Genomic DNA, 14,111 nt, shown 5'->3' with positions numbered 1-14,111 from the left:
TTTCATTAATTAAAAAGTGTCCAGCCTTTGAGAGCTCTTTTCCTCAAAGGCTGGACACTTTTAGTTCGGTCATGAAACAATCTTTAATCCAATAATACTTCCAATAATGCATGTAATAAAAAACAACCTCTTCAAATCCTTTGTTTCCTTGAAAAAGATCATCCCGATGATAACCGCTCCTGCAGAACCAATCCCGGTCCAAATTCCATATCCCGTACTTACTGGAATGTCAAGTAGAGAAAGAGATAATAAATAAAAGCTCAGAGCTCCTGCAGCAAAACTCATGATGGAAGGGGCCAATTTCTTGTAGCCTTCAGAGAGCTTCATGAACGTTACCATGACAACTTCCGAAAATCCCGCAAAAATGAGAAATATCCATGCCATTAGTATGACCTCCCTGTTTCTTGCTTATCTTTATCACTCATTTTGAGACCAATCACTCCGAAAATGAGTAGTGTGATAAAAGCAACTTTCATGATGCTAATTCCCTCATTTAGAAATACCATCCCAACTATGGCAGTTCCAGCTGCACCAATACCTGTGAAGACAGCATAAGCAGTTCCAATAGGCAATAATCTCATCGAATTAGAGAAAAAATAAAAACTGATCAAGATGAGAATTGCAGTGACAATACTTGTGACAGGTTTGGTAAACCCCTCTGAAAGGGATAACCCGGTTGCCCAGCCTATTTCCAAAATTCCCCCAATAATAACGTAAATCCAACCCATGATGCTACTCTCCTTTACGACTTGATATACCTAGTTCGAAAACCTTCCAAGCCGATTCGATTCGTTGCCTGAAAATTTCCTCTGTGTAATAGTGATGCTCTAAAAAAACACCATCAACTAAACATAAAAAGGAGGCAATAAATTCATCCTCCTTGATTTCACTAAACAGTTCTTGTTTTAGGCCTTCCTGGTAAATGGATACCAAAATGGCTGTTGTAACCTGTTCAAAATGAATGAATTGTTTTTGAATAAGGTCTTTAAACACTTCTGGAGGAAAGAATGTGACTCTTTTCCATAAAAGTGCTTCTTTTGTTGTCACTAATCGGTGACAAAATAAGTCAAAGAGTGTTCTTATATTCGTTAGCGGTTCTTGTGGATTCATTTTTTCCTCTGCGCTCTTGTAGGCCGTTACTTCTGACACACTTAAATCCTCAATTACTTCCATAAATAAGTCCTCTTTGCTTTGGAAATGGTTGTAAATAGATGGTTTTTTAATACCCACCGCGGTTGCAATTTCCTTTAACGAGGTATCCTCATACCCTTTTTGCCCAAATAAATCCAATGCAATATTTTTGATAAGTTGTTTATTTTCATTCTTCAAAACCATTCACCTTCTCCTGAGACTAACTAACGGTCGTTAGTTTTATTTTAAATCCCTTTTTAAATAAATGCAAGGGGGAAAAAATAATCCTCTTATCTTCAGAATGGTCGAATATATTTCAGATTCCTTACATATAATCATCTGTTGATTTTATATGAAAGGAAAGGGATATACATGATGGGGTTGCGGGCTAAATTGGTGATACTTATTCTGTTACTTGTTTTTCTTGTGGGGCTCTTTATTCTGAAGCTGGTGGTTATCAGTCATGAAGATTGGGTAATGATTGAGGAAAAGTATTTTCCTGCAAATGATAGAAAAGGAGCGGAAGGAATTACATCAGGTGAGGTTATAGATGAAAACAAAAGCGATCCGTCATGCTCTATGAAGTTTGATAACGGCCACACTTATAACGTGGATTGTGACCAATATTTAGATTTTAATATAGGAGAGAAGGTCAAAATCGTTTCAATTGAAAATAATTATGTGATACTAAGAAGGAAGTAAATAATACTGGGGTACTTTCCATGGTAAAATTACAGGTATTAAATAATACAGAGGGATGATTAGACGTATGAACAAGCGGGATCTCGTTCAATATTTTATTGTTAATAAGGAACTGAATATGTCAAAGGGGAAAACAGCAGCACAAGTGGCACATGCTGCTACTCTTAGCACGCTGACAATGCTGTCATCTGATTCACCTTTTCAAGATCGACAAGCAGACTTTGTGGAATGGGTCCAAACAGGAATGAAAAAAATTGTCCTAAAGGGAAAAGCCGTTGAGCTGGAGAAATTAGAGGCTGATGGATATTTCAGCATTCATGATAGCGGGTTAACTGAAATTAAAGAGGGATCCTTAACCGTCGTGGCACTACCACCCTTGGATAAGTTTGAAGCAAAAGTGCTTGTGGGCCATTTAACCCTATTAAAAAACTAGTTAAGCAGAAGGAGGTATCGCATTGTTTTCTAAACTGGATACAATACATATGCGTGTAAAAGATTTGAAAAAGTCTATTCAATGGTATATAGAAGTATTGGAGTTTGAGCAGATTTTTCATTCAGGTAATTATGTTGTGTTTCAGATAGGCCAAGGAGACACTACTCTCACCATTCAAGAGGGAGAGGTGCGTCGCTCATCCGTCAAGCCGATTCTCTTTTCTGATGCGTTGGAAGAGACCCGATTAAAGCTTGTGGAAAAAGAAGTAAAGGTTGGGGAGATACAAGAGGATGGGGAGGTTACATTTTTTGAGTTCTGGGATTTAGATGGAAATGGTTTTGAGGCTTGTCAGTATATAACGTTCTAATTCGGTCCGAGTCTCATAACATAATCAGATCCAGTGAGGAGATTGATCAATGGGCTACATAGAAGAAATAAGAGAAGTGGTTGGAACCCGTCCCCTTATTTTAGTCGGGTCTGTCGTCATTATCTTGAATGAGAAAAAGCAAGTACTTCTACAGCAAAGAAGGTTTCCAAATGGTTCATGGGGACTGCCTGGTGGATTAATGGAATTGGCAGAATCAACGGAAGAAACCGCGAGAAGAGAAGTGAAGGAAGAGACGAATCTGACTCTAGGTAAGTTGAATTTATTAAACGTGTACTCTGGTGCGGATCAATACATTAAAGCTGAAAATGGAGATGAGTTTTATGTAGTCACCACAGCCTACTTTACAGATGACTACGATGGAGAGATGGAGGCAGAACACTCTGAATCCATTCAACTGAAGTTTTATCATTTTGATGAATTACCTGATACTATGGTGAGAAGTCACCAGCGTATGGTATATGACTTCGAACAACATGAATACATACCTATGGATGAGTAGTGTTAGAGATAAAGATTGTGTAGCCAGCCACTACCCCATTTTAGTTAAAAAGCAATAATATTTACAAAAAATTCAATGTATAAGATCCTTAAGGGCAATAGAACATTTGAAGATGGAAAAAGCTGATCAGGCTTTGTCTGATCAGCTTTTTATGATTTATTCTATAGAGATAAGCGTTTATTTTAAAGTATCTAGATACGCATAATATGCGGCTAGTTTTTCGTTGTTGTTGGCAGCTTTTCCGTTACCTTTTAATGATTTACCTATCGCGAAAAATTCTTTATGAACAGGTAGAACGTGAACGGTAACAGCTGGACGCCCTCTATGCCTGAAATCCTTAGGTACGTGAAGCATAGAAAATCGTTTCAATGTAATGCCTCCTTTGAGGAGAAAGCTATTCTACCCATCTATTATTATTTAAGTAGAATCAATAGTTGTTTAACCATATCATAGTGGCTCATTTGATTCAACTTTCTGATTATTACATACAATTCCTGTTAGTAAAAAATTATTGAAAAGAACCCCCAAGAAAAAAATCACTCATTCGTATTCTATGATAAGAATGATCGGCGAGGATCAATGACATTCTGATTTAACACACAACTTGGGAGGTATTTAAAAGTATGAATATCGATGATGTACTAGAAGATACCGTAGAACTTGGACAAGAGGATATAAATCGCCCAATCTATCGCGTCGACATTGATAAACTACTAGATTTGACGAGTGATATGTAAGAAGAACTTTACTATAAATGAGAAAAGGCAAGCCTGTGTCAGGGCTTGCCTTTTCTTTTTGCTTGCATGAATGAAGAGATTGCTTATGCTTGTCGCCTCTGTTCAGGGCCGCCTCCGCTTTTGGTTTAGTCATGTCTTTTATGTTTGTTTAGTAGTTCTTTTAGCATATTTATGATGGTGGCACGTTCGCTTTTGTTAAAGGTTTGAGTCCATTCTGTGATAAGTCCTTCTTCTTCAGGTGATAGGTCTCGCTGTAAACCATCGACAAAAACTTCTTTTATTTCATCTTTTGCATTGGGGGTGATAGATTCAAATTTCATACAATTTCCTCCTTTATTCTCCTTAACTCTTTTCCCCTTGCAAAATAATCCAAACATCTAAACTCTCCAACCGAGAAAATGGTTATGTGATGAGGCGATTAAGGAAAGGATATAGAGAAAAGATAAAGGAGAAAACAATGGCGCTTCCTTTCTTTATATCAATATTAATTATCCTGATTTATATTGTGATTTTCATGCAAAGAAAGCTTTCATTCACCGCAAATTCCATACAATTTATGTTGTTATCGATTGTTTCAACGAATTATATAACGATTATGACTACCAAGCTGGAGTTTATAAGGGCTTCACAGGACGTCACTCAATTCATTAGCTTACTGATCAATCGGGAATGTATTTTCCCATTGATTGGAATTATCATGATAAATGGCTACTTGAATTACGGACATAGAACTCATAAAATCATATTCTTCTTAAGCCTTTTATTCTTTATCACTGTTTTGGATGTCCTTCATATTCACTTTAAAACGCTTGATTATCCTCAATGGAGCCTATTAAATACAACCATCATTAATATTATCTATTTAATCATTTGTATTGGGATAGGCAAGGGGCTATATCATATGCAGAAAAAGGAGGAGAGAAATAGTGGACAAAATATATGAAAGATCATTTGACTTAAACGAATGGTTTATCATTATCAGTCTTCTTGCACTCCTTATTTTAATTTGGATTACTCCAAAAATATTCTCATTCCTTGAAGGGCTAAGTTACTTTATTTATGGCATTGCAATAGGCATGTTTTATGACCATACAATCAGTATTCCACCTTGGGATTTTTATGATGTAAATGATAGTTCAGCATACCAGGCGATCGATTTTATTAGTTATATCATGTATGGCCCTTACAGTTATTTTTTCATATACATCTATAAAAAGTTAAAGATAAGGGGGATCAAGAATCTTGCTTATCTATTGATTTGGACATCTTTTTCTCTCTTGATGGAATGGTTCACGGTAAAGATTGGCTTTTTTCATTTCGATAAAGGGTATGAAATGTATTGGTCCATTCCAATATACATGGCCGTCCAAAGTATTCAACTATTATTTCATCATAAAATAAAGAGGGGAGGTAACTAATGGATAGAAGTAATGAAAAAACCAGAAACCATTTTATATAGGGCTTCTGGTTTTACATTATAGAGGAAGAATCACTTCATATTGAGTGAATCCGATGTCTTCAAGGGCTTGTTTTAAGCTAGAGCTTGTTTTTAAATCGTCGAAGGTAATGCCGAGATTTCCTAAAGTATGGGCAACTTCAGGTCGGATACCTGTCAATACCGATTGTACGCCCATCATCTTAAGAGCGTTGATGATTTGATAGATATTATGAGAAACCATTGTGTCCATTATTGCCACGCCGGATATGTCAATAAATAAATAGTCCAATTCTAAATCAGAGCTTTTCTTTAAAGCCGTTTCCATAACCGAGCTGGCTCTATGAGTATCAATTTCACCAATGAGAGGAAGGATTGCAATTTTATTTGCAATTGGCACAATCGGTGCCGAGAGTTCATCCATAGCAGTATGAATAAGAGCTAACTGATCTTTTTGCTGACTAATAAATAACTCATTGAAAAGATATGCAATTTCATCCAGTAATGGGTTAATCTTTTTGTTTACTTGCAACATAAGAGAAGCTGCTATTTGATTATCACTGATCTGTTTATTAAAAATATCCCAAATAGCAGTACGGAATGCTGATAGTGTTTTTATGGATTCATTTAGTGAAATGCCTTTTTCAATTGCTATTTTTCCCACTTTTTGAGTCCACTCGCTTATCTTAATGAGAGAGTCTTTTTGCTCTTCTTGTAAAGATACTCCCAGCATTTCAATCAACTCAATTCTCCATTCTGTAACTTGCTCCATTTTCACTCCAGAGAACTTTAGTTGTTCAGAATACTGTTTTTGCTGATATTCAATCACACCCTGAGCAATATCGGACTTATGTGCAACAATTTCTTGTCCTAGATACACTAATTCATCTCTCATTCTCCTCAGCCAACTCCTTATACTGCTTATTTATTTAAAACTTTCGAAATAATCTCTATTAATGGTAATATAGTATATCATAAATTCTATAAGAATTATAGCTTACAAAAGAAGGAGTAAATGAATTGACTCATATATGTTTAGTACGCCATGGTCAAACTGATTGGAATCTTAAAGGGAAATTACAAGGTCAAACGGATATTCCATTAAATGAAACAGGAAAACTTCAAGCAGAAGAATGCCGAGAATTTTTAAAGAAATCACATTGGGATGTTCTGATCACCACTTCTTTGGTGAGAGCCAGCAAAACGGCAGATATTATCAATGAAGCCTTGAAACTGCCGATTGTTAAGATGGACCATTTCAAGGAACGCTATTTTGGAGATGGGGAGGGGATGTCTCGTGAAGAAAGAGAAAAGCAATATCCTGATTTTATCTTTCCGAATATGGAAACGTACGAAGTCTTGACAGATAGGGTCCAGGAGGGAATGAAAGAGATTTATAATCAGTTTCCTGACCAGGAGGTATTACTGGTTGCTCACGGTGCGGTCATCAGCGCAATATTGCGAGAGTTTCATAAAGAGGAGGTAGGTGAGAGGCACGTGAAACTATTTAACGGCTGCCTTACCAATCTCCATTTCACAAATGGACGATGGAATGTCCATTCCTATAATGAAGTAAGTCATTTATCGGAGCATGCATAAAGATGTGAGTGAGAACGGGAGCGTTTACCTCATCAAAGGGATGTAAAGAATTCTAGTATAATTAGAAGTGAATGGTGTGATTTTATTGGCAATTATTTTGTTTGATGGTATATGTAATTTCTGTAATAGTAGCGTCCAGTTCATTATTAATCGTGATCCAAATGGTTTCTTTCAATTTGCTTCCTTACAAAGTGAGATTGGTCAAGAATTATTAAAGAAGCATAACATTCCGCAAACTACAGATAGCTTCGTTTTGATCGACGATCCTAAAGCGTATATTGAATCAACTGCGGCTTTAAAGGTGTGCTCTCGTCTAACATGGCCCTGGAAGCTTTTCGTTGTCTGCATGATCATTCCCAAGCCCCTAAGGGACAGGGTATACAGGTGGATTGCCGGAAATAGATATAGGTGGTTCGGAAAACAAGAATCTTGTATGCTGCCTTCGCAAAACATGAGAGATCGTTTTATAGAATAGAAAGACTCGAGGAAACGTCCTCGAGTCTTTTCGTATATAAATTTATCATTATTGTTGCCATTTCCAGGCCGATTCCGCTTTTTTAAGATTGGTGACTTTGAATCGTTTTAACCGAAACTTTTCTTCTTGAACGCGGTCCATCAAACTCACAAAGGTAAATACCTTGCCAGGTTCCCAAATGAAGTTCACCATTGGTAACGATGATTGTTTGGGAGTGGCCGACCGTACTAGTCTTTAAGTGAGCGGCTGTGTTGCCTTCTCCATGAAGATCCAGAGTATGTTCCCATGGATACACCTCATCTAATCGACGTAGAAAATCTGTTTTCACATCCGGATCGGCATTTTCATTCACCGTGATTCCGGCTGTTGTGTGCAGGGATTGAACCACCACAAGACCTTCCTTCATTTCTGCTTTGGTGATAATATCCTGGACATAAGTGGTAATATCAATCATTTCATCGCGTTTTTTTGTATCTATTGTAAGCGTTTTCATCGTAACATTCCCCTTTCTGTTTTCAATGTAAAAATTATTCCACTAAATGACTTCGTTAAAACCTGTCAAATACTTAACGGGAATGGAAATACGGGTTTAAAATGGGGAGGATTATATCCCATAATGGGTCGTGGGCTCTTCTGACAGCTGCTGATTCAAGTTGAAGGAAAATATGAAGGGCTCATCACACTATACCCCTTTTTCTCAACAGGATTCCTCTTGATCTCCTATGAAAATATGGCTTTTACGTTTGAAAGAAGCCCTGAAACATTTTCCGTCTTTTGTCTTGTATAGAGCTTCATACACTTTTTCTTTATTGTCAGTGGTATGAGTCTGAATGATGCCGATGATGGTAGAATCGGGAACTACAGTTTGTAGAGAGGTTTCAATGCTTGAGTGTAAAAGGAAGCGCTGATAGCCATATAAAATAATAACGCAGGCAACAAGTAAGATGAACATCCAGCGGAACCCTTCCAGTAGTAACGTCTTATTCATCAGAAAATACTCCTATCTTCTAAAGAAATATAAATATTTATGTAAAGGTATGAAAAAGGGCTGGTGTAGCCCTTTTATAATTCAACTTAACTTTTCATGCAATCTCTTAGCAAGGTTTAACGCAGCTGTGTTGTCACCATGAAGACAAATGGTATCTGCTTTAATTGACAATACCTCACCATTTGTTGAAACTACCTCTTGCTTCTCCACCATTCGTAATACCTGCTTTTCCACTTCGTTTTCATCATGTATGACGGCATTGGGAAGCGAACGCGGAGTGAGTGAGCCGTCAGATTGATAGGTTCGATCGGCAAATACTTCATGAGCGACTCGCAATCCGGTTTCTTCTCCAGCTTTTGTCAACTCACTTTGAGAAAGGCCGAATAAAATTAATTCGGGGTCAAGATCGTATACGGCTTCAGCAATCGAGGTTGCGAGACTGAAATCCTTCGCTGCCATATTATAAAGTGCACCATGAGGTTTTACGTGAGATAACATTCCTCCTTGAGCCTTGACAAAAGCGAGGAGGGCGCCGATCTGATATTGTACAAGGGCATATGCTTCCTCGGGGGTGACATGTATCATCCTTCTTCCAAACCCTTGAAGGTCAGGTAATCCAGGATGAGCACCAATCTTTAGATTGTGGTTTAATGCATTTGTAACGGTTTGTTTCATTACGAGGGGATCTCCTGCATGAAATCCGCAAGCGACATTGACGGAGGAAACGAATTTCATCATTTCTTCATCCTGTCCGATAGTATATGTACCAAAACTTTCTCCTAAATCACAGTTTAAATCGATTTTCATTTTTCCATCCTTTCATGCATTAGAATGTATTGTAACATTCTGAATTCTTATTTATCATATCACAAATTTAATTTGGATGCTTTTCTGATAGAGTAGTGGAGAATCAGTGGGAAGTGATTTTCTCATCAAATTTTAATCTTGTTCTAATAGAGTTCACTTTTTCACCGGTTACAATGAATCTTGCTTATGAATAAGGATTTATCACTCCTAAACAAAAAGAAAGTGGGGTAGCTTTCTTTTTGTTTAAATCTTTATTATGTAAGACCCATTCTAATTTCTTTCCTTTGGAGACAAAAGTCTTGCTGAAGCTTTTGTCTCCTATTTTTTTGGATAATTTAACAAAAGTAGTTTTTTGGGGAGTAGAATGAAAGAAAAGGAGGGGTTTTATGGATATTGTGTTCAAACATAACAAAGACGTTTTTAATTATAGGGTGGTTGCCGTATGGATGGAAAATGAACATGTTTTATTACATAAACAAATGGAAGACACTTATTGGTCATTGCCTGGTGGGAGAGTCGTTATCGGAGAAGCATCACAGGAAAGTTTGAAGAGAGAAATGCGAGAAGAATTAGGTATTGATGTTAAAGTGGAACAATTAGTAATGGTGAATGAAAATTTCTTTACGTTTAAGGAATGGGATTTTCATGAAATCGGCTTCTATTACAGTGTGAAAGCATCAGGTCGGTCTATTTTTCAAAAAGGCGCTTTTCATGGGTTGGAAGGGGACCGTCTATTGTACAAATGGATTCCAACCGAGGAACTTTCAACACTAGAAATATATCCTGAAGAGATTAAAGACATGTTATTACATCAATCGAATGAAACACAGCATTCCGTGTCAAAGAACTGATTTATTAAAGAGGCAGAGAAATATTCTCCACCTTTTAAACTATGTACGATCGCTTAACAGTGAATGAGTGATCTTCAGCTTTACTTTATTATACATGGATTTCAGCTTTCTATCGCTTCTTTCAGTTTTAGTGTGATGGTTTATTACTCTGGTGCGTAAAAAGAAATTAATGATTTCTTCAGCCAGAACGAGAAATACAAAAAGAGAAACAATCACGATTATCCAAGTCATACATATTCCTCCTTTACAATCCCTATCATGTTTATGGATATATCTACCACATTATGAATGGAAATAAACATGTGAGGTAATAAAGAAAGAGATATTGTTATTTTATTCAGGCGGATATGTAAAGAAAAAAAGGAGCTGAGATTCAGCTCCTTTTTAGATACAGGTCTCCCTAAGCCTTTTTAGGTGAGACTGCCTGTTGGGGTGTTTCTGGAATCCTAATGAAAAACATTCCTACAAGGCTGGATAGGATACTTAGGACAATGAAAAGGACAAAGGTACTCAAAGGTTCAATTAATGCTACTATAGGCGGCCCTAAAGCGACACCTGTAAACCTCATTGAACTGTAAATAGAGGTGATGGTTCCACGATGTTCTTTTTCAATCCCTTCTGTAATCAATGCATCCAAACAAGGCAGGGCTGCTCCCATCCCAATTCCTGCAATAGAAAAAATACTCAATATAACCCATTTGCCTTCAGTGAAAATCAAAGGAAGGAATGCAACTGAACTCATAAGGGAACCAAAGACGATGACCCACTTCATCTTCTCTTTACTCTTACCAATCACCTTCCCGGTTATATAGGAGGTAAGACATAAAAAAAGGAGTGGAATAGCTAAATATAGTCCCTTGATTACTCCGTTAATTCCATAGGCTTGCTCTAATCTGGTTGATAAATAATATAAAAAGCCAAATAAGATAAACATGGAAATGATTCCGATGATGAAGATGCCAAAAATCCATTTCTTTTCCTTCCCAAGGACGATTCCCACCTCATGAACAAATTCCTTAATTGATTGTTTCGCATCTTCTCCTTTTTTTGGTGGAACTTTCACAAAGACGACAATCAGAAGAATCGAAAGAGTTGAAAATACAGGTATGGAAAAGAATGGTATAAACCAGATCCATGCAGCAAATAACGCACCGAGTATCGGGCTTAGCACCTTGCCGAATGTATTGGATGTTTCGATTAAGCCCAATCCCTTGGTGATTTGATCATCATCCTCGTATAGATCTCCCACTGTAGGAATGACGACCGGGAAAGCACCGGCTGCTCCAATTCCTTGAACAACCCTTCCTACAATAACAAAAATATAGGCATTCGAACCGTAAATTGAAGCAAATCCACAAATGAGGCCACCGATTCCTGCAATGATCAAGCTGGGTATCAGAATATTTTTCCTTCCGAAACGATCGGATAAATAACCGGCAATTGGAATGCAAAGAATAGCAATTATAGAGTATACGGTGATGATTAAGCTTGATTGAAATCCCGTAATATTTAGCTCCTTTTCCAATTGAGGAAGAACAGGGATCAACATTGAATTCCCGAGTGTCATGACTAAAGGAATAGAGGATAATGCCAGTAAATCTAATTTTTTCTTACTCTCCATTTCGTGCACCTCATTCTTATTTATACACATTTATTTTCTTCAACAGGAGCAATTTCATACTATTAAATTATTTGATTGGAATATCGTTATGTAACTGATGACTTTTATCTTTTCTAACTAAAACCTTACCTCTTTCTCACCCAATTTTAATGAAAGAGGAGGAAAATGGCAGTATTGATAAAAGGGAGGTAAGAACCATGTGGATTCGAATAATTCCTATTTTATTTTTCAGTTTTACTGCCATTACATTAATGACGTATCAAGGCATTGAAATCTTTCAAGCGCTTAATGATTTTATTTTCAGCAAAAGTAAAATAAAATAAGACGTATTAAGCATTTAGAGCAGGTGATTTAGGTGAAAAGGATATTAGTCATAGAAGATGAAAAAAATCTCTCCCGGTTCATTGAACTGGAACTTAAATATGAAGGATATCAAGTGGGTCTTGCCTATGATGGAAGAGGGGGGTTAGAGAAAGCTTTAAACGAGGATTGGGACATAATCTTATTGGATCTAATGCTGCCGAATTTAAATGGACTTGAGGTATGCAGAAGAATCCGGCAAGTGAAAGCTATTCCAATCGTCATGATCACGGCAAGGGATAGCGTAATGGACCGTGTATCAGGATTGGACAGCGGTGCAGATGATTATATTGTGAAGCCTTTTGCTATTGAAGAGCTGTTAGCTAGGTTGAGGGCCGTATTCAGACGATCTGGAAATGATGAAGCAGCTTCTACTCAAACAACTTATCATTACCGTGATATCACCGTTCTAAAGGAGTCCCGGCAAGTATTTAAGCTTGATCATGAAATCGAGGTTACGAAAAGGGAGTATGACCTTTTACTCGCTTTTTTAGAAAATATAAATATTGTATTAACCCGTGAAGTCCTTCTCAATAAAGTGTGGGGGTATGATACTGAGGTTGAAACGAACGTAGTGGATGTTTATGTAAGATACTTACGAAATAAAATTGACTCACCGGACGAAGATAGCTATATCCAAACTGTACGCGGTACCGGATATGTGATGAGGACATGAATACATTCATGAATCGTTTAAAACCCTCTTCCCTTAAAGTGAAGTGGGCATTAGCCGCTGGATCAGCCATATTCCTCGCATTTTTCTTATTTAGTTTTTTTCAATATCATGCAATCAGTAAGTGGATGGTGGATGAAGAAGAAAAGAATTTTAGCCGTGTGCTGGATGAAATTACGGTGTTTTTTAAACAAAGTGGGCCAAATATACAGCTTCAGGACATATATGATAGTCGGGATTATATGAAACAAATAGCTGAAAAGGACCAGACTATACGTATTTTAGGTGGTCAGGGGAATGAAGTATTGGAAATCAGGGGTGAAAATGAATCGGCTTTTTACGTTCCTTTTCAACCTGTTAGGGATAAGTCTGTTACACTCATTGAATCTGAGGGAATACAAATGCTTATTGGAAGATCACCGATACGATCAAGTCAATTCAACGGATATGTTGAAATTATCCAGCCTTTAAACCGATATGAAAAGATTATGAAGAACCTGTTCTGGATGATGACCATCACGGGAGTGTTAGCCCTCTTGATCAGTGCAGTTATCGGCTATTTCATGGCCAGAAACTTTGTGAGTCCATTAAATAAGCTTTCTGAAACAATGAGATCCATTGAAAGAAAAGGATTTCACGAAAGAGTAGAGATTGTGAAGGCCCATGATGAAATCAGTGACCTATCGCAAATATTTAATAAGATGATGAGCCAAATTGAGAAATCGTTTCAGCAACAACAGCAATTTGTTGAAGATGCATCACATGAATTAAGAACGCCCATACAGGTATTAGAAGGGCATCTGGCTCTTTTGAACAGGTGGGGAAAAAAAGATCCGACGATACTAGAAGAATCTTTACAGGTGTCATTGGAAGAACTTGAAAGAGTGAAAAGGCTTGTAGGTGAATTGTTAGAACTCTCCAGGGCGGACCGGGAGACATTTGATCTTCAAAAAGCTCGTGCCAATCCACAAAAAGTGGTTGATAAGGTTATTAGGGACTTTAAATTTCTACATCAAGAACACACTTTTTTGTGCATGGATGAATTGGATCACAAAGCGATGGTGACTATTATGCCAAGGCATCTGGAACAAATTATGATCATCCTGTTAGATAATGCTGTCAAATACTCTGAAAAGCATTCAAACATTGTTATAACGTTAACAAATCGTGAAGAAGAAGTGATGATCGAGGTGAAAGACGAAGGGATAGGTATTCCAGAAGAAGATCTTCCAAAAATCTTTGACCGGTTCTACCGCGTGGATAAAGCAAGAAGTCGTGAAAAAGGCGGGTATGGATTGGGGTTGGCGATTGCATCGAAGATCATTCAAAACTACGACGGTGAAATTAAAGCCTTAAGGAACGAACCTGCAGGTACCATTATACGCATCGCTCTTAAGTACGCTCATTAAATG

Annotated in this window: 23 protein-coding genes; 12 read left to right on the top strand and 11 right to left on the bottom strand. The window is 37.3% G+C overall.

Annotation, left to right across the window (positions count from 1 at the left end; genetic code table 11):
• Nucleotides 1–69 precede the first annotated feature (69 nt).
• The 3 genes from ACCB35_RS12610 to ACCB35_RS12600 are packed head-to-tail and all read right to left on the bottom strand — an operon-like array spanning nucleotide 70 to nucleotide 1,335.
• Nucleotides 70–384 (bottom strand): multidrug efflux SMR transporter, encoded by a 315-nt coding sequence (locus ACCB35_RS12610; RefSeq protein WP_374054017.1) that lies wholly within the window; start codon nucleotides 382–384, stop codon nucleotides 70–72.
• Nucleotides 384–728 carry a multidrug efflux SMR transporter gene (locus tag ACCB35_RS12605; protein WP_374054016.1) on the bottom strand — a complete coding sequence of 115 codons (345 nt, stop codon included), beginning with the start codon at nucleotides 726–728 and terminating at the stop codon, nucleotides 384–386. Before ACCB35_RS12605 ends, ACCB35_RS12610 begins: the two co-directional genes overlap by 1 nt.
• A gap of 4 nt (nucleotides 729–732) precedes the next feature.
• Nucleotides 733–1,335 (bottom strand): TetR/AcrR family transcriptional regulator, encoded by a 603-nt coding sequence (locus ACCB35_RS12600; RefSeq protein ID WP_374054015.1) that lies wholly within the window; start codon nucleotides 1,333–1,335, stop codon nucleotides 733–735.
• Nucleotides 1,336–1,527: 192 nt separating this feature from the next.
• On the opposite strand from ACCB35_RS12600, the gene ACCB35_RS12595 reads away from it, so the two are divergent.
• The 4 genes from ACCB35_RS12595 to ACCB35_RS12580 all read left to right on the top strand — a co-directional run bounded on the left by ACCB35_RS12595 (nucleotide 1,528) and on the right by ACCB35_RS12580 (nucleotide 3,153).
• Complete coding sequence (locus ACCB35_RS12595; protein WP_374054014.1) at nucleotides 1,528–1,833, top strand: hypothetical protein; 306 nt, start codon at nucleotides 1,528–1,530, stop codon at nucleotides 1,831–1,833.
• 67 nt (nucleotides 1,834–1,900) lie between these two features.
• A complete protein-coding gene (locus ACCB35_RS12590) occupies nucleotides 1,901–2,266 on the top strand; it encodes an aminoacyl-tRNA hydrolase (RefSeq protein WP_374054013.1) in 366 nt (121 codons plus the stop codon).
• 22 nt (nucleotides 2,267–2,288) lie between these two features.
• Nucleotides 2,289–2,633 (top strand): VOC family protein, encoded by a 345-nt coding sequence (locus ACCB35_RS12585; protein ID WP_374054012.1) that lies wholly within the window; start codon nucleotides 2,289–2,291, stop codon nucleotides 2,631–2,633.
• A 49-nt stretch (nucleotides 2,634–2,682) separates the two neighbouring features.
• Nucleotides 2,683–3,153 (top strand): NUDIX hydrolase, encoded by a 471-nt coding sequence (locus tag ACCB35_RS12580; protein ID WP_374054011.1) that lies wholly within the window; start codon nucleotides 2,683–2,685, stop codon nucleotides 3,151–3,153.
• A 177-nt stretch (nucleotides 3,154–3,330) separates the two neighbouring features.
• On the opposite strand, the gene ACCB35_RS12575 is transcribed toward ACCB35_RS12580, so the two are convergent.
• Nucleotides 3,331–3,522 carry a hypothetical protein gene (locus tag ACCB35_RS12575; protein ID WP_044336725.1) on the bottom strand — a complete coding sequence of 64 codons (192 nt, stop codon included), beginning with the start codon at nucleotides 3,520–3,522 and terminating at the stop codon, nucleotides 3,331–3,333.
• Nucleotides 3,523–4,015: 493 nt separating this feature from the next.
• The gene (locus ACCB35_RS12570; RefSeq protein ID WP_374054010.1) at nucleotides 4,016–4,210 is read right to left on the bottom strand and encodes a hypothetical protein; all 195 of its coding nucleotides are present in this window, start codon (nucleotides 4,208–4,210) and stop codon (nucleotides 4,016–4,018) included.
• A gap of 236 nt (nucleotides 4,211–4,446) precedes the next feature.
• Here ACCB35_RS12570 and ACCB35_RS12565 point away from each other — a divergent pair, with 236 nt between their 5' ends.
• Nucleotides 4,447–4,833 (top strand): hypothetical protein, encoded by a 387-nt coding sequence (locus ACCB35_RS12565; protein WP_374054009.1) that lies wholly within the window; start codon nucleotides 4,447–4,449, stop codon nucleotides 4,831–4,833.
• Nucleotides 4,817–5,308, top strand: a complete 492-nt coding sequence (locus tag ACCB35_RS12560) for a hypothetical protein (RefSeq protein WP_374054008.1) — start codon at nucleotides 4,817–4,819, stop codon at nucleotides 5,306–5,308. The genes ACCB35_RS12565 and ACCB35_RS12560 overlap by 17 nt, the downstream gene beginning before the upstream one ends.
• A 57-nt stretch (nucleotides 5,309–5,365) precedes the next feature.
• On the opposite strand, the gene ACCB35_RS12555 is transcribed toward ACCB35_RS12560, so the two are convergent.
• A complete protein-coding gene (locus ACCB35_RS12555; RefSeq protein WP_374054007.1) occupies nucleotides 5,366–6,220 on the bottom strand; it encodes an STAS domain-containing protein in 855 nt (284 codons plus the stop codon).
• Nucleotides 6,221–6,345: 125 nt separating this feature from the next.
• Here ACCB35_RS12555 and ACCB35_RS12550 point away from each other — a divergent pair, with 125 nt between their 5' ends.
• Nucleotides 6,346–6,924: a histidine phosphatase family protein gene (locus tag ACCB35_RS12550; RefSeq protein WP_374054006.1), complete on the top strand. Its 579-nt coding sequence runs from the start codon at nucleotides 6,346–6,348 to the stop codon at nucleotides 6,922–6,924.
• A 67-nt stretch (nucleotides 6,925–6,991) separates the two neighbouring features.
• Nucleotides 6,992–7,399: a thiol-disulfide oxidoreductase DCC family protein gene (locus ACCB35_RS12545; protein ID WP_374054005.1), complete on the top strand. Its 408-nt coding sequence runs from the start codon at nucleotides 6,992–6,994 to the stop codon at nucleotides 7,397–7,399.
• 82 nt (nucleotides 7,400–7,481) lie between these two features.
• Here ACCB35_RS12545 and ACCB35_RS12540 read toward each other — a convergent pair whose 3' ends face one another.
• The 3 genes from ACCB35_RS12540 to ACCB35_RS12530 form a co-directional block, all read right to left on the bottom strand.
• Entirely contained in the window at nucleotides 7,482–7,892 is a 411-nt protein-coding gene (locus tag ACCB35_RS12540) for a secondary thiamine-phosphate synthase enzyme YjbQ (RefSeq protein ID WP_374054004.1), read from the bottom strand.
• 204 nt (nucleotides 7,893–8,096) lie between these two features.
• The gene (locus ACCB35_RS12535; RefSeq protein ID WP_374054003.1) at nucleotides 8,097–8,387 is read right to left on the bottom strand and encodes a hypothetical protein; all 291 of its coding nucleotides are present in this window, start codon (nucleotides 8,385–8,387) and stop codon (nucleotides 8,097–8,099) included.
• Nucleotides 8,388–8,468: 81 nt separating this feature from the next.
• Complete coding sequence (locus tag ACCB35_RS12530) at nucleotides 8,469–9,194, bottom strand: LamB/YcsF family protein (RefSeq protein WP_374054002.1); 726 nt, start codon at nucleotides 9,192–9,194, stop codon at nucleotides 8,469–8,471.
• Between the two features lie 386 nt (nucleotides 9,195–9,580).
• Here ACCB35_RS12530 and ACCB35_RS12525 point away from each other — a divergent pair, with 386 nt between their 5' ends.
• Nucleotides 9,581–10,045 (top strand): NUDIX hydrolase, encoded by a 465-nt coding sequence (locus ACCB35_RS12525; RefSeq protein WP_374054001.1) that lies wholly within the window; start codon nucleotides 9,581–9,583, stop codon nucleotides 10,043–10,045.
• A 39-nt stretch (nucleotides 10,046–10,084) separates the two neighbouring features.
• On the opposite strand, the gene ACCB35_RS12520 is transcribed toward ACCB35_RS12525, so the two are convergent.
• Entirely contained in the window at nucleotides 10,085–10,276 is a 192-nt protein-coding gene (locus tag ACCB35_RS12520; RefSeq protein ID WP_374054000.1) for a hypothetical protein, read from the bottom strand.
• Nucleotides 10,277–10,445: 169 nt separating this feature from the next.
• The gene (locus ACCB35_RS12515; RefSeq protein WP_374053999.1) at nucleotides 10,446–11,666 is read right to left on the bottom strand and encodes an MFS transporter; all 1,221 of its coding nucleotides are present in this window, start codon (nucleotides 11,664–11,666) and stop codon (nucleotides 10,446–10,448) included.
• 197 nt (nucleotides 11,667–11,863) lie between these two features.
• Between ACCB35_RS12515 and ACCB35_RS12510 the strand changes: the two genes are divergently transcribed.
• From ACCB35_RS12510 to ACCB35_RS12500, 3 genes are read left to right on the top strand one after another with little or no spacing between them, the layout of a single operon-like run.
• Entirely contained in the window at nucleotides 11,864–11,989 is a 126-nt protein-coding gene (locus ACCB35_RS12510) for a hypothetical protein (RefSeq protein WP_262481760.1), read from the top strand.
• 32 nt (nucleotides 11,990–12,021) lie between these two features.
• Nucleotides 12,022–12,702 (top strand): response regulator transcription factor, encoded by a 681-nt coding sequence (locus ACCB35_RS12505; protein WP_374053998.1) that lies wholly within the window; start codon nucleotides 12,022–12,024, stop codon nucleotides 12,700–12,702.
• Nucleotides 12,699–14,108, top strand: coding sequence for an ATP-binding protein (locus tag ACCB35_RS12500; RefSeq protein WP_374053997.1), 1,410 nt, complete (start codon nucleotides 12,699–12,701; stop codon nucleotides 14,106–14,108). The genes ACCB35_RS12505 and ACCB35_RS12500 overlap by 4 nt, the downstream gene beginning before the upstream one ends.
• Nucleotides 14,109–14,111: the final 3 nt, after the last annotated feature.

The sequence above is a fragment of the Rossellomorea sp. FM04394 genome (assembly GCF_041889765.1).
Lineage (GTDB): Bacteria > Bacillota > Bacilli > Bacillales > Bacillaceae_B > Rossellomorea > Rossellomorea aquimaris_B.
The sequence above is the reverse complement of the archived record's forward strand: the minus strand, read 5'-3'. Positions and strand labels throughout refer to the sequence as shown.

What these genes read in the sequence shown, in the direction of transcription:
- ACCB35_RS12610 (WP_374054017.1), bottom strand. Translation starts at nt 384, where the DNA reads ATGGCATGGATATTTCTCATTTTTGCGGGATTTTCGGAAGTTGTCATG.
- ACCB35_RS12605 (WP_374054016.1), bottom strand. Translation starts at nt 728, where the DNA reads ATGGGTTGGATTTACGTTATTATTGGGGGAATTTTGGAAATAGGCTGG.
- ACCB35_RS12600 (WP_374054015.1), bottom strand. Translation starts at nt 1,335, where the DNA reads ATGGTTTTGAAGAATGAAAATAAACAACTTATCAAAAATATTGCATTG.
- ACCB35_RS12590 (WP_374054013.1), top strand. Translation starts at nt 1,901, where the DNA reads ATGAACAAGCGGGATCTCGTTCAATATTTTATTGTTAATAAGGAACTG.
- ACCB35_RS12580 (WP_374054011.1), top strand. Translation starts at nt 2,683, where the DNA reads ATGGGCTACATAGAAGAAATAAGAGAAGTGGTTGGAACCCGTCCCCTT.
- ACCB35_RS12570 (WP_374054010.1), bottom strand. Translation starts at nt 4,210, where the DNA reads ATGAAATTTGAATCTATCACCCCCAATGCAAAAGATGAAATAAAAGAA.
- ACCB35_RS12565 (WP_374054009.1), top strand. Translation starts at nt 4,447, where the DNA reads ATGTTGTTATCGATTGTTTCAACGAATTATATAACGATTATGACTACC.
- ACCB35_RS12555 (WP_374054007.1), bottom strand. Translation starts at nt 6,220, where the DNA reads ATGAGAGATGAATTAGTGTATCTAGGACAAGAAATTGTTGCACATAAG.
- ACCB35_RS12540 (WP_374054004.1), bottom strand. Translation starts at nt 7,892, where the DNA reads ATGAAAACGCTTACAATAGATACAAAAAAACGCGATGAAATGATTGAT.
- ACCB35_RS12535 (WP_374054003.1), bottom strand. Translation starts at nt 8,387, where the DNA reads ATGAATAAGACGTTACTACTGGAAGGGTTCCGCTGGATGTTCATCTTA.
- ACCB35_RS12530 (WP_374054002.1), bottom strand. Translation starts at nt 9,194, where the DNA reads ATGAAAATCGATTTAAACTGTGATTTAGGAGAAAGTTTTGGTACATAT.
- ACCB35_RS12525 (WP_374054001.1), top strand. Translation starts at nt 9,581, where the DNA reads ATGGATATTGTGTTCAAACATAACAAAGACGTTTTTAATTATAGGGTG.
- ACCB35_RS12520 (WP_374054000.1), bottom strand. Translation starts at nt 10,276, where the DNA reads ATGACTTGGATAATCGTGATTGTTTCTCTTTTTGTATTTCTCGTTCTG.
- ACCB35_RS12515 (WP_374053999.1), bottom strand. Translation starts at nt 11,666, where the DNA reads ATGGAGAGTAAGAAAAAATTAGATTTACTGGCATTATCCTCTATTCCT.
- ACCB35_RS12510 (WP_262481760.1), top strand. Translation starts at nt 11,864, where the DNA reads ATGTGGATTCGAATAATTCCTATTTTATTTTTCAGTTTTACTGCCATT.
- ACCB35_RS12500 (WP_374053997.1), top strand. Translation starts at nt 12,699, where the DNA reads ATGAATACATTCATGAATCGTTTAAAACCCTCTTCCCTTAAAGTGAAG.